Annotated in this window: 16 protein-coding genes; 11 read left to right on the forward strand and 5 right to left on the reverse strand. The window is 55.4% G+C overall.

All coding sequences use genetic code 11. The features are described 5' to 3' along the window. The first annotated feature begins 2 nt into the window (after window positions 1–2). The 6 genes from nikC to ACXAF0_RS19510 all read left to right on the forward strand — a co-directional run bounded on the left by nikC (window position 3) and on the right by ACXAF0_RS19510 (window position 4,253). The gene (nikC, locus tag ACXAF0_RS19485) at window positions 3–926 is read left to right on the forward strand and encodes a nickel transporter permease (RefSeq protein ID WP_475347486.1); all 924 of its coding nucleotides are present in this window, start codon (window positions 3–5) and stop codon (window positions 924–926) included. Between the two features lie 2 nt (window positions 927–928). Continuing rightward, the gene (locus ACXAF0_RS19490) at window positions 929–1,771 is read left to right on the forward strand and encodes an ABC transporter ATP-binding protein (RefSeq protein WP_475347487.1); all 843 of its coding nucleotides are present in this window, start codon (window positions 929–931) and stop codon (window positions 1,769–1,771) included. Between the two features lie 11 nt (window positions 1,772–1,782). Next, on the forward strand, window positions 1,783–2,547 hold the full coding sequence (locus ACXAF0_RS19495) for an ABC transporter ATP-binding protein (protein ID WP_475347488.1): 765 nt from the start codon (window positions 1,783–1,785) through the stop codon (window positions 2,545–2,547). An 11-nt stretch (window positions 2,548–2,558) separates the two neighbouring features. Further along, window positions 2,559–3,608, forward strand: a complete 1,050-nt coding sequence (locus tag ACXAF0_RS19500) for a dipeptidase (RefSeq protein WP_475347489.1) — start codon at window positions 2,559–2,561, stop codon at window positions 3,606–3,608. Window positions 3,609–3,726: 118 nt separating this feature from the next. Then, window positions 3,727–3,963 carry a type II toxin-antitoxin system ParD family antitoxin gene (locus ACXAF0_RS19505; RefSeq protein WP_475347490.1) on the forward strand — a complete coding sequence of 79 codons (237 nt, stop codon included), beginning with the start codon at window positions 3,727–3,729 and terminating at the stop codon, window positions 3,961–3,963. Further along, a complete protein-coding gene (locus ACXAF0_RS19510) occupies window positions 3,963–4,253 on the forward strand; it encodes a type II toxin-antitoxin system RelE/ParE family toxin (RefSeq protein WP_475347491.1) in 291 nt (96 codons plus the stop codon). The genes ACXAF0_RS19505 and ACXAF0_RS19510 overlap by 1 nt, the downstream gene beginning before the upstream one ends. 18 nt (window positions 4,254–4,271) lie before the next feature. Here the strand turns inward: ACXAF0_RS19510 and qhpR are convergent, their stop codons facing one another. Beyond that, entirely contained in the window at window positions 4,272–5,306 is a 1,035-nt protein-coding gene (gene qhpR, locus ACXAF0_RS19515; protein WP_475347492.1) for an AraC-like transcriptional regulator QhpR, read from the reverse strand. 355 nt (window positions 5,307–5,661) lie between these two features. On the opposite strand from qhpR, the gene ACXAF0_RS19520 reads away from it, so the two are divergent. Both ACXAF0_RS19520 and ACXAF0_RS19525 read left to right on the forward strand, forming a co-directional pair. After that, entirely contained in the window at window positions 5,662–7,590 is a 1,929-nt protein-coding gene (locus ACXAF0_RS19520) for a primary-amine oxidase (protein ID WP_475347493.1), read from the forward strand. Window positions 7,591–7,619: 29 nt separating this feature from the next. Next, window positions 7,620–8,396, forward strand: a complete 777-nt coding sequence (locus ACXAF0_RS19525; RefSeq protein WP_475347494.1) for a sulfite exporter TauE/SafE family protein — start codon at window positions 7,620–7,622, stop codon at window positions 8,394–8,396. Here ACXAF0_RS19525 and ACXAF0_RS19530 read toward each other — a convergent pair. Further along, window positions 8,393–8,812 carry a hypothetical protein gene (locus tag ACXAF0_RS19530; protein WP_475347495.1) on the reverse strand — a complete coding sequence of 140 codons (420 nt, stop codon included), beginning with the start codon at window positions 8,810–8,812 and terminating at the stop codon, window positions 8,393–8,395. The two genes, ACXAF0_RS19525 and ACXAF0_RS19530, sit on opposite strands and share 4 nt — an antisense overlap. A gap of 32 nt (window positions 8,813–8,844) precedes the next feature. Then, window positions 8,845–9,270, reverse strand: a complete 426-nt coding sequence (locus ACXAF0_RS19535) for an acyl-CoA thioesterase (protein ID WP_475347496.1) — start codon at window positions 9,268–9,270, stop codon at window positions 8,845–8,847. Window positions 9,271–9,565: 295 nt separating this feature from the next. Between ACXAF0_RS19535 and parE the strand changes: the two genes are divergently transcribed. Beyond that, a complete protein-coding gene (gene parE, locus ACXAF0_RS19540) occupies window positions 9,566–11,548 on the forward strand; it encodes a DNA topoisomerase IV subunit B (protein WP_475347497.1) in 1,983 nt (660 codons plus the stop codon). Window positions 11,549–11,714: 166 nt separating this feature from the next. After that, window positions 11,715–12,314 carry a hypothetical protein gene (locus tag ACXAF0_RS19545; protein WP_475347498.1) on the forward strand — a complete coding sequence of 200 codons (600 nt, stop codon included), beginning with the start codon at window positions 11,715–11,717 and terminating at the stop codon, window positions 12,312–12,314. Here ACXAF0_RS19545 and ACXAF0_RS19550 read toward each other — a convergent pair. Further along, window positions 12,311–13,072 (reverse strand): alpha/beta fold hydrolase, encoded by a 762-nt coding sequence (locus ACXAF0_RS19550; RefSeq protein ID WP_475347499.1) that lies wholly within the window; start codon window positions 13,070–13,072, stop codon window positions 12,311–12,313. The genes ACXAF0_RS19545 and ACXAF0_RS19550 overlap by 4 nt on opposite strands. Then, on the reverse strand, window positions 13,069–13,629 hold the full coding sequence (locus ACXAF0_RS19555; RefSeq protein ID WP_475347502.1) for a hydrolase: 561 nt from the start codon (window positions 13,627–13,629) through the stop codon (window positions 13,069–13,071). Before ACXAF0_RS19555 ends, ACXAF0_RS19550 begins: the two co-directional genes overlap by 4 nt. 219 nt (window positions 13,630–13,848) lie before the next feature. Between ACXAF0_RS19555 and ACXAF0_RS19560 the strand changes: the two genes are divergently transcribed. Next, window positions 13,849–15,690 (forward strand): DEAD/DEAH box helicase, encoded by a 1,842-nt coding sequence (locus ACXAF0_RS19560; RefSeq protein ID WP_475347500.1) that lies wholly within the window; start codon window positions 13,849–13,851, stop codon window positions 15,688–15,690. The last annotated feature ends 103 nt before the right edge of the window (window positions 15,691–15,793 follow it).

Below are 15,793 nucleotides of genomic sequence, written 5' to 3' on the forward strand. Positions count from 1 at the left end.
ACATGACAACACAGACAAACACTTCGCAAACCAGCCTTAAGCAATGGCTGACATCAGACGCCCCGCAATCGCGCTGGCAGGCAAAATGTGGCCGCGCGTGGCTCGCATGGCTGAAGTTTACCGAAAACAAGCTGGCGATGATCGGGCTTTCGATTGTCATCTGCCTTATTCTGGTGACGATCTTTGCCCCGCTTCTGGCCCCGTATGATCCCTTGGCCGCCGATCTTGCCAATCGTATTCAGCCCCCCGGAGCGGAACACTGGTTTGGCACCGATCAGCTGGGTCGCGATATCCTGTCACGGCTGATCTATGGCGCGCAGTATACGCTACTGATTGTCGGACTTGTCGCGATCACGGCTGCACCAGTGGGGCTTCTCGTCGGCACGGCTGCGGGTTATTTCGGTGGCTGGATTGATGCCACACTGATGCGCATCACCGATGTTTTTCTGGCCTTCCCGAAACTGATCCTGGCCCTTGCTTTCGTCTCGGCACTTGGTCCGGGCATTGAAAACGCCATTCTTGCCATCGCGATTACCGCATGGCCGCCCTATGCCCGTATTGCACGTGCCGAAACAATCACCGTGCGCAAATCCGACTTCATCGAAGCCGCCCGTCTCCAGGGCACATCCAACATGGGCCTGATCACGGGCCATATCATGCCGATGTGCATCAGCTCGCTGGTTGTGCGTGTCACCCTTGATATGGCTGGCATGATCCTGATTGCCGCAGGTCTTGGCTTCCTGGGTCTGGGTGCACAGCCGCCGATGCCCGAATGGGGCGCCATGGTGTCCGATGGTCGTCAGTTCCTGCTTGAACAATGGTGGGTGGCCACCGTTCCAGGTATCGCCATCCTGATTGTGAGCCTCGGCTTCAACCTTCTGGGTGATGGCCTGCGTGATGTTCTTGACCCGCGTGGAGGCGATTGATCATGTCCAATGAAACCCTTCTGTCGGTCAAAAACCTCGAAGTAACCTTCAACACGCCCAAGGGGGATGTCCATGCCGTGCGCGGTGTGTCGTTCGACCTTGGCCGTGAAAGGCTTGGCATTGTCGGCGAATCAGGCTCTGGCAAGTCCCAGACCGGGCGCGCCATTCTCGGCCTGACCGCTGCCAATGGCAAAATCACCGCTGATCAGCTGAAATTCCATGATGTCGATCTGGCAAACCTGACGCCCAAACAATGGCGTAAGGTGCGTGGTGCACGCATTTCCATGATCATGCAGGACCCGAAATATTCGCTGAACCCTGTCATGACCATCGGTGATCAGATCATCGAGGCTTACCGCGAACACCACAAGGTGAACGCCAAGGAAGCCCGCCACCGCGCGATTGATATGCTTGATGCGGTTAAAATCCGCGATCCCGAACGCGTATTTAACTCCTACCCGCATGAAGTTTCGGGCGGTATGGGGCAGCGCGTCATGATCGCCATGATGTTGATCCCCGATCCCGAACTGATCATTGCTGATGAACCGACCTCCGCACTTGATGTTACGGTACAGCTTCAGGTCATGGCCATTCTTGACGACCTGGTGCGCGATCGTGGCATGGCGCTGATTTTCATCAGTCACGACCTGCAGCTGGTTTCAAGCTTCTGCGACCGTGTTTTGGTCATGTATCAGGGCCACGTGGTCGAAGAAATCAAGGCCTCTGCCCTGCACGAAGCCAAACACCCCTACACCAAGGGGCTTTTGAACTGCTTGCCGACAATGGACGGGGATCATACAGATCTGCCGATCCTTGAGCGCGAAGCAAGCTGGGCCGAAGGGTAAGGGGAACGCAAATGATTGAAATCAACAAACTCAATGCCTGGTTTGACGACAACCATGTTCTCAAGGATGTCGATATCAAGGTGCCGAAAAACGGCTCCTATGGCCTCGTTGGTGAGTCGGGTTCGGGCAAATCGACGGTGCTGCGCACCATCACCGGTCTGGTCGATGACTGGGAAGGCGAAATTCTGGTCAACAACAAGGAACTCGGCCCCAAACGCGACAAGGATTTCTATCGCCTTGTGCAAATGGTGTTTCAGGATCCGTTCGGATCGCTGCATCCGCGTCATACCATCGACCGCATCCTGACCGAGCCGGTCAATATCCATGGGCTTGGTAATTCTGACGGCCGCGTCGTGCAGGCACTCGAACAGGTCGGGCTCGATAACTCCTTCCGCTTCCGCTATCCCCATCAGCTATCCGGCGGGCAGCGTCAGCGTGTTGCGATTGCCCGCGCCCTGATCCTTGAACCCAAGATTTTGCTGCTGGATGAACCGACCTCGGCCCTTGATGTGTCTATTCAGGCCGAAGTGCTTAATCTGCTCAGTCGCTTGCGCCGCGAGCTTGGCCTGACCTACATTATGGTCAGTCACGACCTCGCCGTGGTGGCGCATATGTGCGACGATATTGCCATCATGAACCATGGCCGTATTGTCGAACGCGCCACCGCCAGCCAGCTGGCCGAGGGCACGCTTGAACATCCCTACTCCCAACAGCTTTACAAGGCTGCTGGCGGCTATGACCGCGCCGTTATTGACAGCTTTGTCGACTGGGACTGACCGGAGATACCATGACTTCTGCCACCACGCTTAGCTTCGCAACGCCCTTCGCACCGGCTGACAGCAAACTGACCAACTACAAGCGGCAATATATCCCGGCCTTTACGTGGGATGCCCACGCCTGCCTGCCGCTTGATGAAAAGACACCGGCAGACCTGCTTGATACCTATGTCGCGGGTCATGTCGATTATGTCTGTGTGAATGTCGGCATGGATATGAACAGCGTTGCCCATATCCTGCGCGTGATCGCCGCCTTCCGCGCCAAGATCGCCGCCCACCCCGACAAATACATGCAGATCGAAAGCTTTGACGATCTGGCAATCGCCAAATCCAAAGGTCTTCTGGGCGTCGGGTTTGATCTGGAAGGCTCGGTGATGCTCCAGGACATGCCTGAAATGGTGCCGGTCTTTGCCAAGCTGGGCGTCAAGCAGATCCACTTTGCCTATAACCGCAACAACTCCGTCGCCGGTGGTTGCCACGATGTGGATATCCCGCTGACCGATCTGGGTGTCGAGATGGTCAAGGCCGTGAACACCAGTGGCATGATCATGGATTGCTCCCACACCGGGCGGCAAAGCTCGCTTGATATCATGCGGGTGTCATCCAAACCGGTCGTCTTCAGCCACGCCAACCCCAAGGAATTAGGGGGCCATGAACGCTGCATTGATGATGAACAGATCAAGGCCTGCGCCGATACCGGTGGCGTGATCGGCATCTGCGGTTTCCAGCGTTTCATTAAATCCAAAAACGCCCCGGAAGTTCCCGACATGATCCGCCATATCAAATATGCGGTCGAACTGGTCGGGATTGATCATGTTGGTATCGGGCTTGATACCATGCCGTCTGTCGCCGGCACCAACGACTTCCCCGATGGTGTGGACAAGGATTACTACTGGCCCGCCGCAAGCGGCTATGGCCCGGCAGCCGGTGGTGCCGCGGTGTTTGACCCACGCAAACTCCCGGCCCTCGCCGATGCCCTGATTTCAATCGACTATTCGGCTGATGACGTCGATAAAATCATGGGCCAAAACTTCATGCGTGTTGCCAAGGCAAGTTGGTAACAATCTAGCATCCAAGCTCCCCGCACGGCGAACTCCTTCCACTATATTCCGCCAATTGCACTGCAAATGTCGCCCATGGTAGGATAAAGTAGGATCACACGTGCGGGGAGATAACCCGATGATCAAGAAAAGCATCACGGTCACTGAAACACAGGAAGCATGGATTCAAACCCAGCTTGCGACCGGTCAGTACGCATCTGACAGCGAAATCGTCCGCGAAGCCCTGCGCGAGAAACAGCAGCGCATGGCCGAAATCGAACGCATTCGCGGTGCATTGATCGAAGCAGAAGAAAGCGGTCTTTCCAACGCGACCAAGGAAGATATCCGTAGCGCTGTCAAAGCGGGAATCGCCTGATGCCGTCCTATCGTCTGAGCAAACGTGCAGAAGACGATATCAAACGGATCTACCGCTATGGCATAGGAACTTTCGGCCAGAAACAGGCTGATATCTATTTCGATGCCCTGTTCGAAAAGTTCGACAGCATCGCGCAATTTCCATCAATTTATCAGACAATAGACGCCATCCGTCCCGGCTATCGGCGCTGCGTGTTTGGCTCAAACACCATCTATTATCGATCCGATGATAACGGCACGGTAATTGCCCGCATCCTGGGACGCGAAAATCCAATCCTCGCCAACATCTAGCAAGCTTGGTTTCTCGAACTATGCATGAGAAGTCGCGTCCGAAAGCTGCCGTCTGAATTGTCCCGGCGATGTGCCGGTCATGGCCTTGAAGCCGCGGCTGAACGCTGAAAGCTCGCTATATCCCAGATGTTCGGCGATATCGGGGATTGGAAGGTCGGTCAGGCGTAGCATGTCGCTGGCGATGCCACCGCGCACCTCTTCGCGAATTTTACGAAAGCTTGTGCCTTCCTGATCCAATTCGCGCTGGAAGCTGCGAAGGCTCATGGAAAATTCGTCGGCCGCGTCATGAACATCAATCTGACGATGACGGCACAATGTCGCGACAATCCATGCCTTGGTCGCCGTGGGCAGATCGACATTCTGTTTAAGCCGCTCGGCGCGGGTCTGAAATTCAGTAACCAACTGCCAATGCCGATCAGGATCGGCGTTTTTCATCGGCTTGTTTAAAAGCTGTGCTGGCAGAAAAAGCGCGTTTTCGCGCTGGCCCAGACGCACCGGACATTTGAAATGATTCTGAAAAATGCCTAATCCACGGTCATTTCGGTGTTCAAAATCAATGCAGTTTGGCTGCCAGTCATCGCCAAGGGCTGCCGATAACAGCGAATGAAATGACGCTTCGCTGAAAATTGCATCCTGCGTTCGAGTCCTCACCGCATGCTCGGCAATGCGGTACGAGAGCTTCGCCTGACTATCCTCGACCGACAGTGAAAAGGATGTGCTGCCCTGAAGGGTCGGGAAAAAGCGCGCGAATTTTTCAAGCCCGTGTCCCAGTGTCGGCGCACTTAAAACCATCTCGGCATGTTTGCCCAGACCACGGTAACCCCATGTATCACCAAGGAATAATCCCAATGCCGGATTGTTTGTCGCATCAGACGCCAGCTCCAGCATGGTGGTAAAAATCATCAAAGGCGTCGATTGCGGTGAGATAAAAAGCCCCGCCCCGGCAAGCCCCGCGCGCGCAGAAAGCCCCACATGATCGATGCCGGACTCACCAAGCATTCCCATCACACTGTTTAGAACAGAACGGTCAATGGCACCCGAAACACGTTTCATGGGTTATCCATTCCATGGGCAGTTACATATCAATCGCATTCAATTGATGTGCCAATTGAACGACAGCTGCCTTCGTGATGCCAGCCGCTGCGATCATTTTGGCACCAAATGTCAAATACAGACCGCCAAGGTTTGGCTAGCGTTTTAGAAATAGAAAAATACAAAATCGCCGATCAGGGAAATCGCGCTCATTCGACATCCCCCGATGGTCAAACGCGTTTGTCGGCAATTGCCTTAAGTCCTGGGAACAACGTCCATTCAAAACCCCTCCGCGCCACCAACGCGGTTGCTATTGCCTGTGTTCGGCCGGCGTGATCCGGCCCGCGATCAGACACCTTCATCAGGGAGAATAAGAATGGATAAATGTTGCAGCAGTGAAAAGGTCGAGGTCACCCACCCGCTTCAGCCCCTCACGGCCGAGGAAATCAACAAGGTCGCCGAAATCGTGCGCGCCGATCCGCCTTACGGCGAGAATACCCTGTTTGAAACCATTGAGCTGATGGAACCCGAAAAGGATGAGCTCGCCGATTTCAAACCGGGTGATGCGATTGCCCGCAAGGCACGCGTCAATGTGTTTGATTCGACCAAGGTCAGTGTCACCAAGCTCGTGCTTGATCTGGACGCTGCCAAGATCATCTCGGCCCAGGAACTGCCGGGCAAACGCCCGATGATCCAGCTTGAACAATTTGTCGAGATCGAGGAAATCGTCTGCTCCGACCCGACTTTTATCGCAGCATGTAAAAAACGCGGTATCACGGACATGTCGATGGTCTGCGTTGATCCTTGGTCGGCAGGTAATTTCGACAAACCGGGCGAAGACGGTCGCCATCTGGCGCATGTCTTCTGCTGGCTGCGCAAACGCGAAAATTCCAACTTTTATGCCAACCCGATCGAAGGCCTGAATGCGGTTGTCGATCTGCTGTCCAAGGAAGTCATCCGGGTTGATGATTATGGCGGCGCCCCCATCCCAGAGGCCGAAGTCAATTACGAAGCCGACTTCTTCGAAGAAGACGAATTCCAGCCCAAAGCCAAACCGATCAACGTTGTTCAGCCCGAAGGTGTGAACTTCAAGATGGAGGGCAACAAGATCACCTGGCGCAACTGGGAACTTGTGATTGGCTTCAATGCGCGTGAATCGCTGACCCTGCATGACATCAAGTTCAATGGCCGCCCGATTGTCCATCGTGCCTCCATCGTTGAAATGACCGTGCCCTATGGCAGCCCCGATAACGGCCATTATCGCAAGAACGTCTTTGATATCGGCGAATATGGAATCGGCAAGCTGGCCAATTCTCTGACGCTGGGCTGTGACTGCCTTGGCGTGATCAAATATCTTGATGTCACGCTCAACACCATGAATGGCGAGCCGTGGACGATTGAAAATGCCATCTGCATCCACGAAGAAGACGCTGGGTTGCTTTGGAAACATATGGATTTCCGCACCGAACGCACTGAAAGCCGCCGCAACGCCAAGCTGGTGATTTCCACCATCTGCACCGTCGGCAACTATGAATATGCGCTCTATTGGTATCTGTTCCTGGATGGCATGATCGAATTTGAAGTCAAGGCAACCGGCATCATCAACACCGCCGCCTGCCTGCCCGGTGAACCCGGCAAATATGCGGTTGAAGTCTCCCCAGGTGTTGCCGGTCAGATCCATCAGCACATCCTCTGTGCGCGGCTTGATATGGCGATTGATGGCTATGGCAACAGTCCGGTCGAATGCAACACCTTTGCCGAGGAACCCGGTCCGGAAAACCCCTTTGGCAACGCGTTCTTTGAAAAAGAAACCGTGCTGGAATCCGAACTGGCTGCAGCACGCAAAACCAATCCAGCTTCGCAGCGCTACTGGAAGGTCGTCAATCCCAACAAGCTTGGCAAAACCGGTCGTCCGGTGGGTTACAAGCTTGATGCCACCAATTGCGTCACGCCGTTCATCAACCCCGATTATCCATCGGGCAAACGCGCAAGCTTCATTGAAAACCATGTCTGGTTCACCGCTTATGATCCCGAGGAACGCTTCCCAGCCGGTGATTTCATGAACCATTCTGATGGGCGTGGCGGGCTGACCGATTTCATCAAACAGGATCGCGGTCTTCAGAATACCGATCTTGTCATGTGGCACGTCTTTGGCCTGCATCATCAGGTCCGCATGGAAGATTTCCCGGTTCAGCCTTGTGTCACCACCGGCTTCAAGCTGATGCCGATGGGCTTCTTTGATGGCAACCCGGGCATCAACCTGCCGCCGGAAAAGAACGATGCCAGCTGTCCGGCAAAATGCTGATCTGATTTTGGCAATCAGGACATGACATCATGTCGATCCATTATGTGATCATCAGTGGCCTTTTGCTGGGACTTGCCAGCAGCCTGCATTGCGCGGGGATGTGCGGGGCAATTGCCTCGAACATCCTTGCCGCAGGCGGCCTGCATAAAGGTCCTGCCAACCGGCAATTTCGGGCACTTGTCCTGATGCAAATCGGGCGCAGTACGACCTATATTCTCGCCGGTCTTGTGGTCGGTGGGATTGGTGGCGCGTTTGATACCCTGCTGGTTACCGCCGGCTGGCAACCGGTCCTGCGCGTCATTGCCGGGATCGTAGTGATCTATTCCGGTCTGGCGGTCATCGGTATTGCCCCGGCCCTCCACCGACTTGATCGTCTTGTGCCGAAATTCCTGTTTCAAACCGCGTTGCGCCCGGCGTTGGCAGGCGCCCCATCCAACGGACAAAGTCCACACACCACGCCAACACCAAACACCACCCCCACCGCATTCCGGGCCGGGCTTGGTAAATTCTCACTCGGTGCTGCCCTCGGCCTGACACCCTGCGCGATGGTCTATAACGCGCTTCTGACTGCGATGATGAGTGGTACAGTTGCCAAGGCCGGATTGTTTATGGCCTGCTTTGCCCTTGCCGCCCTGCCCGCGGTGATTTTTGCCGCGCTTGGCATCAACCTCCTGCAGCGGTCAGCAACGCGTGATCACTTGGGAAAAATCGCCAGAAACGTGATTGCCTGCGCGCTGATTGCGGTCGGATTGCTCACCCTTGGCGAACCGGCCATGGGCCTGATTGCGCTCTGCCTGCCTGCTTAATCCGAAACAGTCGCGGTCTGTCCGACCTCTGCCGGCAGTTCGAGATACAGTTCAGCCCCACCAAATTCATGCACCAGATCCCCGGCCCTCAGCGTGACGCCTTTGACATCAGCCGGGATCGAAACACCGGACAAAGACCGGGTAAAGGGCTGCTCATTGACATGCGAATGGGCCAGAACCCGCTCCCCCATCACCGCACCATCCGGCCCGATCACCTGCCAGACATCGGCATAATGATCCCAGCCAGTATCTTCATGCGCAACCGTCACATCAAACCGATAGGTCTCATCACCGGTTTTGGTTGCCTTGGCGGCCACCACATCGGCTTCCCCGGCATGGGCGGAGAGCGAAAAGAACAAAGCCCCGCCAACCAAAACCAGACGGGTCATCATATAAGACACGGCGCGGCTCTGCATGGCGGGGCTCCTGAATTTGTTTTGAATTTGACTTAGGCGTCTGCCTCGTCGCGGCGGACCTGGCGCGGGCGCCCTTCGGCGTCGATGGCAACGAAGGTAAAGGTCGCTTCGGTCACCTTGATGCGCGGCGGCTGATTGCGGCGCAGCACCCAGGCTTCAAGATGCAGCACCATCGATGTGTTACCGATGCGTTCGATATCGCCATACACGCATACGGTATCGCCGACATAAACCGGGCGATGGAATGTCATGCCATCAACTGCAATGGTCGCTACACGGCCTTCGGCAATCTGGCTAGCCAGCACGCCACCGGCAATATCCATCTGCGACATCAGCCAGCCACCAAAGATATCCCCACTCGGGTTGGTATCTGCGGGCATGGCAAGGGTTCGGGTACACAAATCACCACGCGGCATGGTGCTTTCTGCGAAAAGGGCTTGCTCTTTCTCTTTCGCCATCAGGCTCACTCCAGTTTGCGGCATGCACATTGCGGCTGCCATTTTTTTATTGGACCTCCCGGTCGCGGTTTTCTGCATCCAGTTCTTTGCGAAAATATGATCGGATTTGGCGACCACCACTTGCAATGGATTCAAAAACACATTTTTATGGTCGGTGCGCACCGATCATATGGTACGAACCGATAAAGATATGGTACTCGTTTAGCGCCGAGGCTTCCAAGCCCTGAATATCGAAGAACAGATATACGGTATTGGGCCTTGTTTTAACACAATAAAAGAAGTTGCGTTCCGGGGCATGACCGACCTTTTTGAAGATTCAAACCAGTCCACCGACAAAGCCTATTCCGCCAAGGATATTGAAGTTCTCGAGGGGCTTGAGCCCGTCCGCAGACGCCCCGGTATGTATATCGGCGGCACCGATGATGCTGCCTTGCACCATCTGGTCGCGGAAATTCTCGATAACTCCATGGACGAAGCGGTCGCAGGCCACGCCGACTGGATCGAACTGGAATTGCAGCCGGATAATACCGTGCTGGTGCGTGATAACGGGCGCGGCATTCCGACCGACCCGCATCCGAAATTTCCGGACAAATCCGCGCTTGAGGTCATCCTGACGACGCTGCACTCCGGTGGTAAGTTCTCTGGCAAGGCCTATGAGACGTCGGGCGGTTTGCACGGTGTTGGTATGTCGGTGGTGAACGCGCTGACCGAAAAATTCCGTGTTGAAGTCTGCCGTGATCGGAAAATGGTGTTCCAGGAGTATTCCAAGGGCACCCCGCTCGGTCCGCTTCAGGATGGCGGTGCGATCAACAACCGTCGCGGCACCACGGTTATTTTCAAACCCGATCCCGAGATTTTCGGTGCACGCGCCAAGCTCAAGGCTGCGACCATCTTCCGCATGGCCCGTTCCAAGGCCTATCTCTACAAGGGCGTTGAAATCCGCTGGTCGGTTGACCCGTCGCTTCTGACCAGTGACGACCCGACCCCGCAGCAGGAAGTCCTGAAATTCCCCAACGGTATTCTCGATTACCTCGAGATGACCCTTGAAGGCCGCGAAATGATCACCGACCGTCCGTTTGCGGGCGAAGGAAAGTTTTCAGACAGCCCCGGCCGTGTTGAATGGGCGATTGGCTGGCCGGAAAGCGGTGAAGGCTATTTCCATTCCTATTGTAACACCGTCCCGACCCCGCTTGGCGGCACGCACGAGGCTGGCTTCCGCTATGCCCTGACCAAGGCGATCAAGGCCTATGGCGATATGCTGGGGCAGAAAAAGGCATCGGCGATCACCGCCGAGGATGTCCTGGGTGGTGGCTGTGTGATGCTGTCGGTCTTCATCCCGGATCCGCAATTCCAGGGCCAGACCAAGGAAAAGCTTGGCACGCAAAACGCGACCAAACTGGTTGAAACCGCCATTCGCGACCATTTCGACCACTGGCTGACCGGGGATACCGAAAACGCCAAGCGTCTGCTTGAACGCATTATCCTGCGCGCTGAGGAACGTCAGCGCCGCAAGGAGAAAAAGGAAACCAAACGTCAGTCGGCCACGCGCCGTCTGCGTCTGCCGGGCAAACTTGCCGACTGTTCGCGTTCAATCGCCAGCGGCACTGAAATCTTCCTGGTGGAGGGTGATTCTGCAGGCGGCTCTGCCAAGCAGGCCCGCGACCGCGAAACCCAGGCTGTCCTGCCACTGCGCGGTAAAATCCTCAACGTGGCATCGGCGACCCGCGACAAGATGATGGCCAACCAGGAAATCAAGGACATGATCGAAGCCTTTGGCTGCGGTTCAGGGTCCGATTTCCGCATCAATGATCTGCGTTATGAACGCGTCATTATCATGACCGATGCTGACGTTGATGGCGCGCATATCGCATCCCTTCTGATGACCTTCTTCTATCAGGAAATGCCCGGTCTGATCGAAGGCGGGAATCTCTACCTCGCCATGCCGCCGCTTTATCGTCTGACCCAGGGCGGCAAATCGGTCTATGCGATGGATGACGCCGAAAAAGAAGTTCTGGTCGAAAGCGAATTCAAGAACCGCAACAAGGTCGAGATTTCCCGCTTTAAAGGTCTGGGTGAAATGCCCCCGGCCCAGCTGCGTGATACCACCATGGCCCCGAAAAAGCGTACACTCCTGCGCGTGACCCTGCCAGATGCGGCCGAACCGGACGCACGCGGTCAGACCAAGGATCTGGTCACCCGCCTGATGGGTAAAAAGCCGGAACTTCGCTTCCAGTTCATTCAGGAACATGCCCGCTTCGTCGAAGATATCGACGTCTGATCGGCACCAAAGACCACCACTCAAAACCCGGCCAGCGTGCCGGGTTTTTTGTTATCCGCTCAATGACAAGACGACACCTGAGCAAAAAATCGCCCCAAGCGCGTGACTTCGGCGATTTTCAGACAATATCTAGGGTATTGGACCAAAGCCCCCAAGGATAGCTAAGATGAACTCGCGCGCACCAAACTGCTCCCCCCTCAAACGCACTCTGTCATTCGCCGTTGCAGCAAGCGGCCTGCTTCTGCTTGCTGGGTGCAACATCGCAACATTCGAGCGTGCTCACTACAACGTCTCAGAAGTTGACAGTTTCAAAACAGCTGGCGCACCAAGCCGTGTGATGATGCTTGAAGTGGTTGATGCAGATAACACCTTCTCCAATGATTTTTGGAGTTCGGCTATGTCTAACCATGGCTATGCACCACGCCTGCATTTCGTAACAGATCAAAATGACATCAAAGACGGTGAAACCATCAAACCTGAGAACCGCATGGTCGTCGTCGTCACCCCGGAACAGTCAACCATGAGCAGCAAGTTATGCACCGATCCGAAATCGGTTGGGATGGGGGACAGCGATGAACGCGTGGTGATCCGGTTTGGCTTCTGTGTTGGCGATAAGATCATCTCTGAGACGCGTGGGCGCTTTAATAGGGAGCAGCTGGCGGATCAGATCGAAAATAACGCCGACACCGTCAATTTCGCATTGTTCCCACGCAACACAAATACCAGCGACGATCATTATTGCAGCCCGTTCCTGCCGAACTGCTAACGCTTCAGAAGCTCGGCCAATGCTTGTGCAAACACGCTTGGCTGCTCTAGCGGCGCGTAATGCCCGGCACTTGCAATTTCCTGATAAGTCGCACCGGGGATGGCATCTGCCATTTCCCGGTGACTTTCGGGGCTTATGATGTGGTCATGCGTACCCACGATCACGCTGCACGGCACATCAATTTTGCCAAGCGTGACCATACTGTCCGGACGCATAGCAACCGCGTGGTTTTGGCGTTCGAAAACACCTGGCCCGCAATCATCGCCCATCTTGGCGATCAAGGATACCAACGCCTCATCATGGCGGTTATCGGGATGGAGCATTTCATCAAGCATCCCGTCATTGACCGCCACAAATGGCTGCTTGGCCGTGACAATACGCGACAGCAACAAACGTCGGCGGCGCACCGCATCGCTGTCTGCTGTTGCCCTGGTATTCACCAGCATCAGGTGACTGACCCGCGATCCCGCCTGTCGCAGGATTTCAAAGGCGGCATAACCGCCCATCGACATGCCCACCAAGGCAAAGCGATCCGGTACCGTTTCCAGCACCGCACGCGCCATCTCAGCTACCGTATCCTGATCAAACAACTCGCAAAACACCGGCGCAATTGCCGGCTTGGTCGCGTCCGCAAGTGCGGCATAAGCATCAAGTGCCGGGTGCCACATGCGCTGATCGGCCAGCATGCCCGATAAAAACACCACGGGCACGCCATCACCTTTTGCGTGCCCGGTCTTCTGATCATTCAGTGATGTCATTTAATCAGCGCGCTCAGTTCCTTGAACTCGGGCGTTCCGGCGACGCGCAGCCATTCAAACATGACACTTTCAGCAGTGACGATCTTCGCCCCGGCATCGCGCATCCGCTCAAGGCCAAAAATCTTGTCCGAGCCGCTCCGCGATGTCACCGCATCGGCCACGACATAGACTTCACGCCCGCGCTCGATCAGATCCATCACGGTTTGCAACACGCAAACATGGGTTTCCATGCCCACGACAATCACCTGATCACGGCCCGGGCTTTCTTCCATCTTCTCGACAAAGCCATCTGCCGGAATGGCAGAAAACGCGACCTTGGAGACAACATTGCCGCCCTCGGATGTATCACCGGGCTTTTCCAGCAAATCAACAATCTGCCTGGCGGTATGGCCTAATCCCTTGGGATACTGTTCAGTAACGATCACCGGCACGCCAAGCCGGTTGGCGCATTTCACCAGAAAACAGCAATTGGCGATGATTTGGTCCGGCGCCTCACACGCCGGATAAAGCTTTTCCTGAACGTCGATTATCAGCAAACTTGAACGCGTTGCATCCATCAGCACCGGTTTTCTCCCAGAATATTATCGATATTATGCGTAATGGCAGGTTACGCTGCCAAATTGTTGCAAACAAGCCTCTCAAAGACCGCAGAATGGGTTTTCAAAGCCATTTACGCGGCGTTTTTCTTGACTTAATTAAGGCTTGGCTTTACGACGCAATCAGATTTTAGCGATCAGCTTAACCTCAACGCATTTCATTGCGGGAAAACGAACCATATGAATTTCGCCGATCTCGGTCTGAGCGAAGATATCCTCAAAGCCGTCTCTGATGCCGGCTACGACACCCCCACCCCGATCCAGGCTCAAGCTATTCCGTCGGTGCTGATGGCACGCGACATTCTGGGCTGTGCGCAAACGGGGACGGGCAAAACCGCCAGCTTCACGCTGCCGATGCTTGATATTCTCCATCATGGTCGCGCCCGCATGCGGATGCCGCGTTCCATCATTCTGGAACCGACCCGTGAACTGGCCACCCAGGTTGCCGCGAACTTTGACACCTATGGCAAGTATATCTCGCTGTCCAAGGCCCTGATCATTGGCGGTGAATCGGCTGCCGAGCAAAGCAAGGTTCTTGAAAAAGGTGCCGATGTCATCATCGCAACCCCGGGCCGCCTGATCGATACGTTTGAGCGCGGCAAGCTTCTGCTCTCTGATTGCAAGTTGCTTGTGATTGACGAAGCCGACCGCATGCTCGACATGGGCTTCATTCCCGACATTGAAAAAATCGTCAAGATGCTGCCAACGCAGCGCCAGACGCTTTTCTTCTCGGCGACCATGCCCAAGGAAATCAAACGCCTTGCCGACAAGTTCCTGTCCAATCCCAAGGAAATCACCGTCTCCCCGCCCTCGACCATGGCGACTACGGTTGAACATAAACTCCTTGTTCTGGATGATTTCGACAAGCGCGAAGCCCTGCGTCGCCTGATCCGCGCCGAAGATGTCCGCAACGCCTTTGTGTTCTGTAATCGCAAAAAAGACGTCGACATCCTCTACAAGTCGCTGACCAAGCACGGCTTCAATGCCGGCCGCATGCATGGCGATCTGGCTCAAAGCGAACGCACCGAGACGCTGGCAAAATTCAAATCCGGCGAGATCACCCTTCTGGTCTGCTCGGATGTTGCTGCGCGCGGTATTGATGTTTCCGACGTCTCGCACGTGTTTAACTTCGATGTTCCGTTCAACGCCGAAGATTACGTGCACCGTACCGGTCGTACCGGCCGTGCCGGTCGCGATGGCAAGGCCTTTACCCTGGCCGTGCCCGAAGATGGCAAACTGGTCGCTGCGATCAACAAAACCATCAATATGGACATCCCGCTGACCGAACTTGACGGCATTGAAACGCTTGAGCTGGACTTCTCCGGCAAGAAACGGCGTAACAAGAAAAGCCGCAAACCCAACAGCCGAGATGACAAATCCGCCCGTCCGGCCAAATCCGACAACAAGTCGGACAAAAAGGACACGGCAGAAGAAGGCAAACCGGCACAGGCCGAAGCGCAGCCGCAAAAAGAAGCTGATAGCGCGCCCAAGGCTCCTGCCCGCGAAGCACGCAACAATGACCGGAACAACGATCGCAATAATGATCGCGGCAACAACCGCAATGATCGAAACAACCGGAACAACCGCCGCGACCGTGATGACCGCGATGACAAACCGGTCATCGGCTTTGGCGATCACGTGCCAAGCTTCCTTCTGACCGAAGTCCCAGCTTCAAGCCTGGGTAAAAAGCCTTCTGACGACGAGGAAACCCCGAAAAAGGCGACCAAGCGCAAGCCGGCTGAAAAGTCGAAATCGACCACAGCCAAAAAGCCGCGCCGTTCGACCAAGAAGAAAACCGACGAAGCCCCGGCCGAGGACGCAACCCCTGCTGCAGCAGAGGCCACCGAGGCACCGGCAGAAGCCGCAAGCGAGGCAACCTCTGACGCCGCACCGGCCAAGGAAGTGAAAAAACGCGCACCGCGCCGTCCACGCAAAAAGGCTGCTCCCAAAGCTGACGCAGTAGAGACTGCCGATAGCGCCCCGGAAAGCAGTGAAGCCGCACCGGCAGAAAGCGAAAGCTAAGCGCCTCAACGACACAATCAAAAAGGCCGTCAGATCACTCTGACGGCCTTATACATTGAGAGGCACGAACATTTGGTATGATGTTCGTGCCTCTTTTCATTTG

The sequence above is a fragment of the Thalassospira sp. ABD4_177 genome, assembly GCF_056160125.1.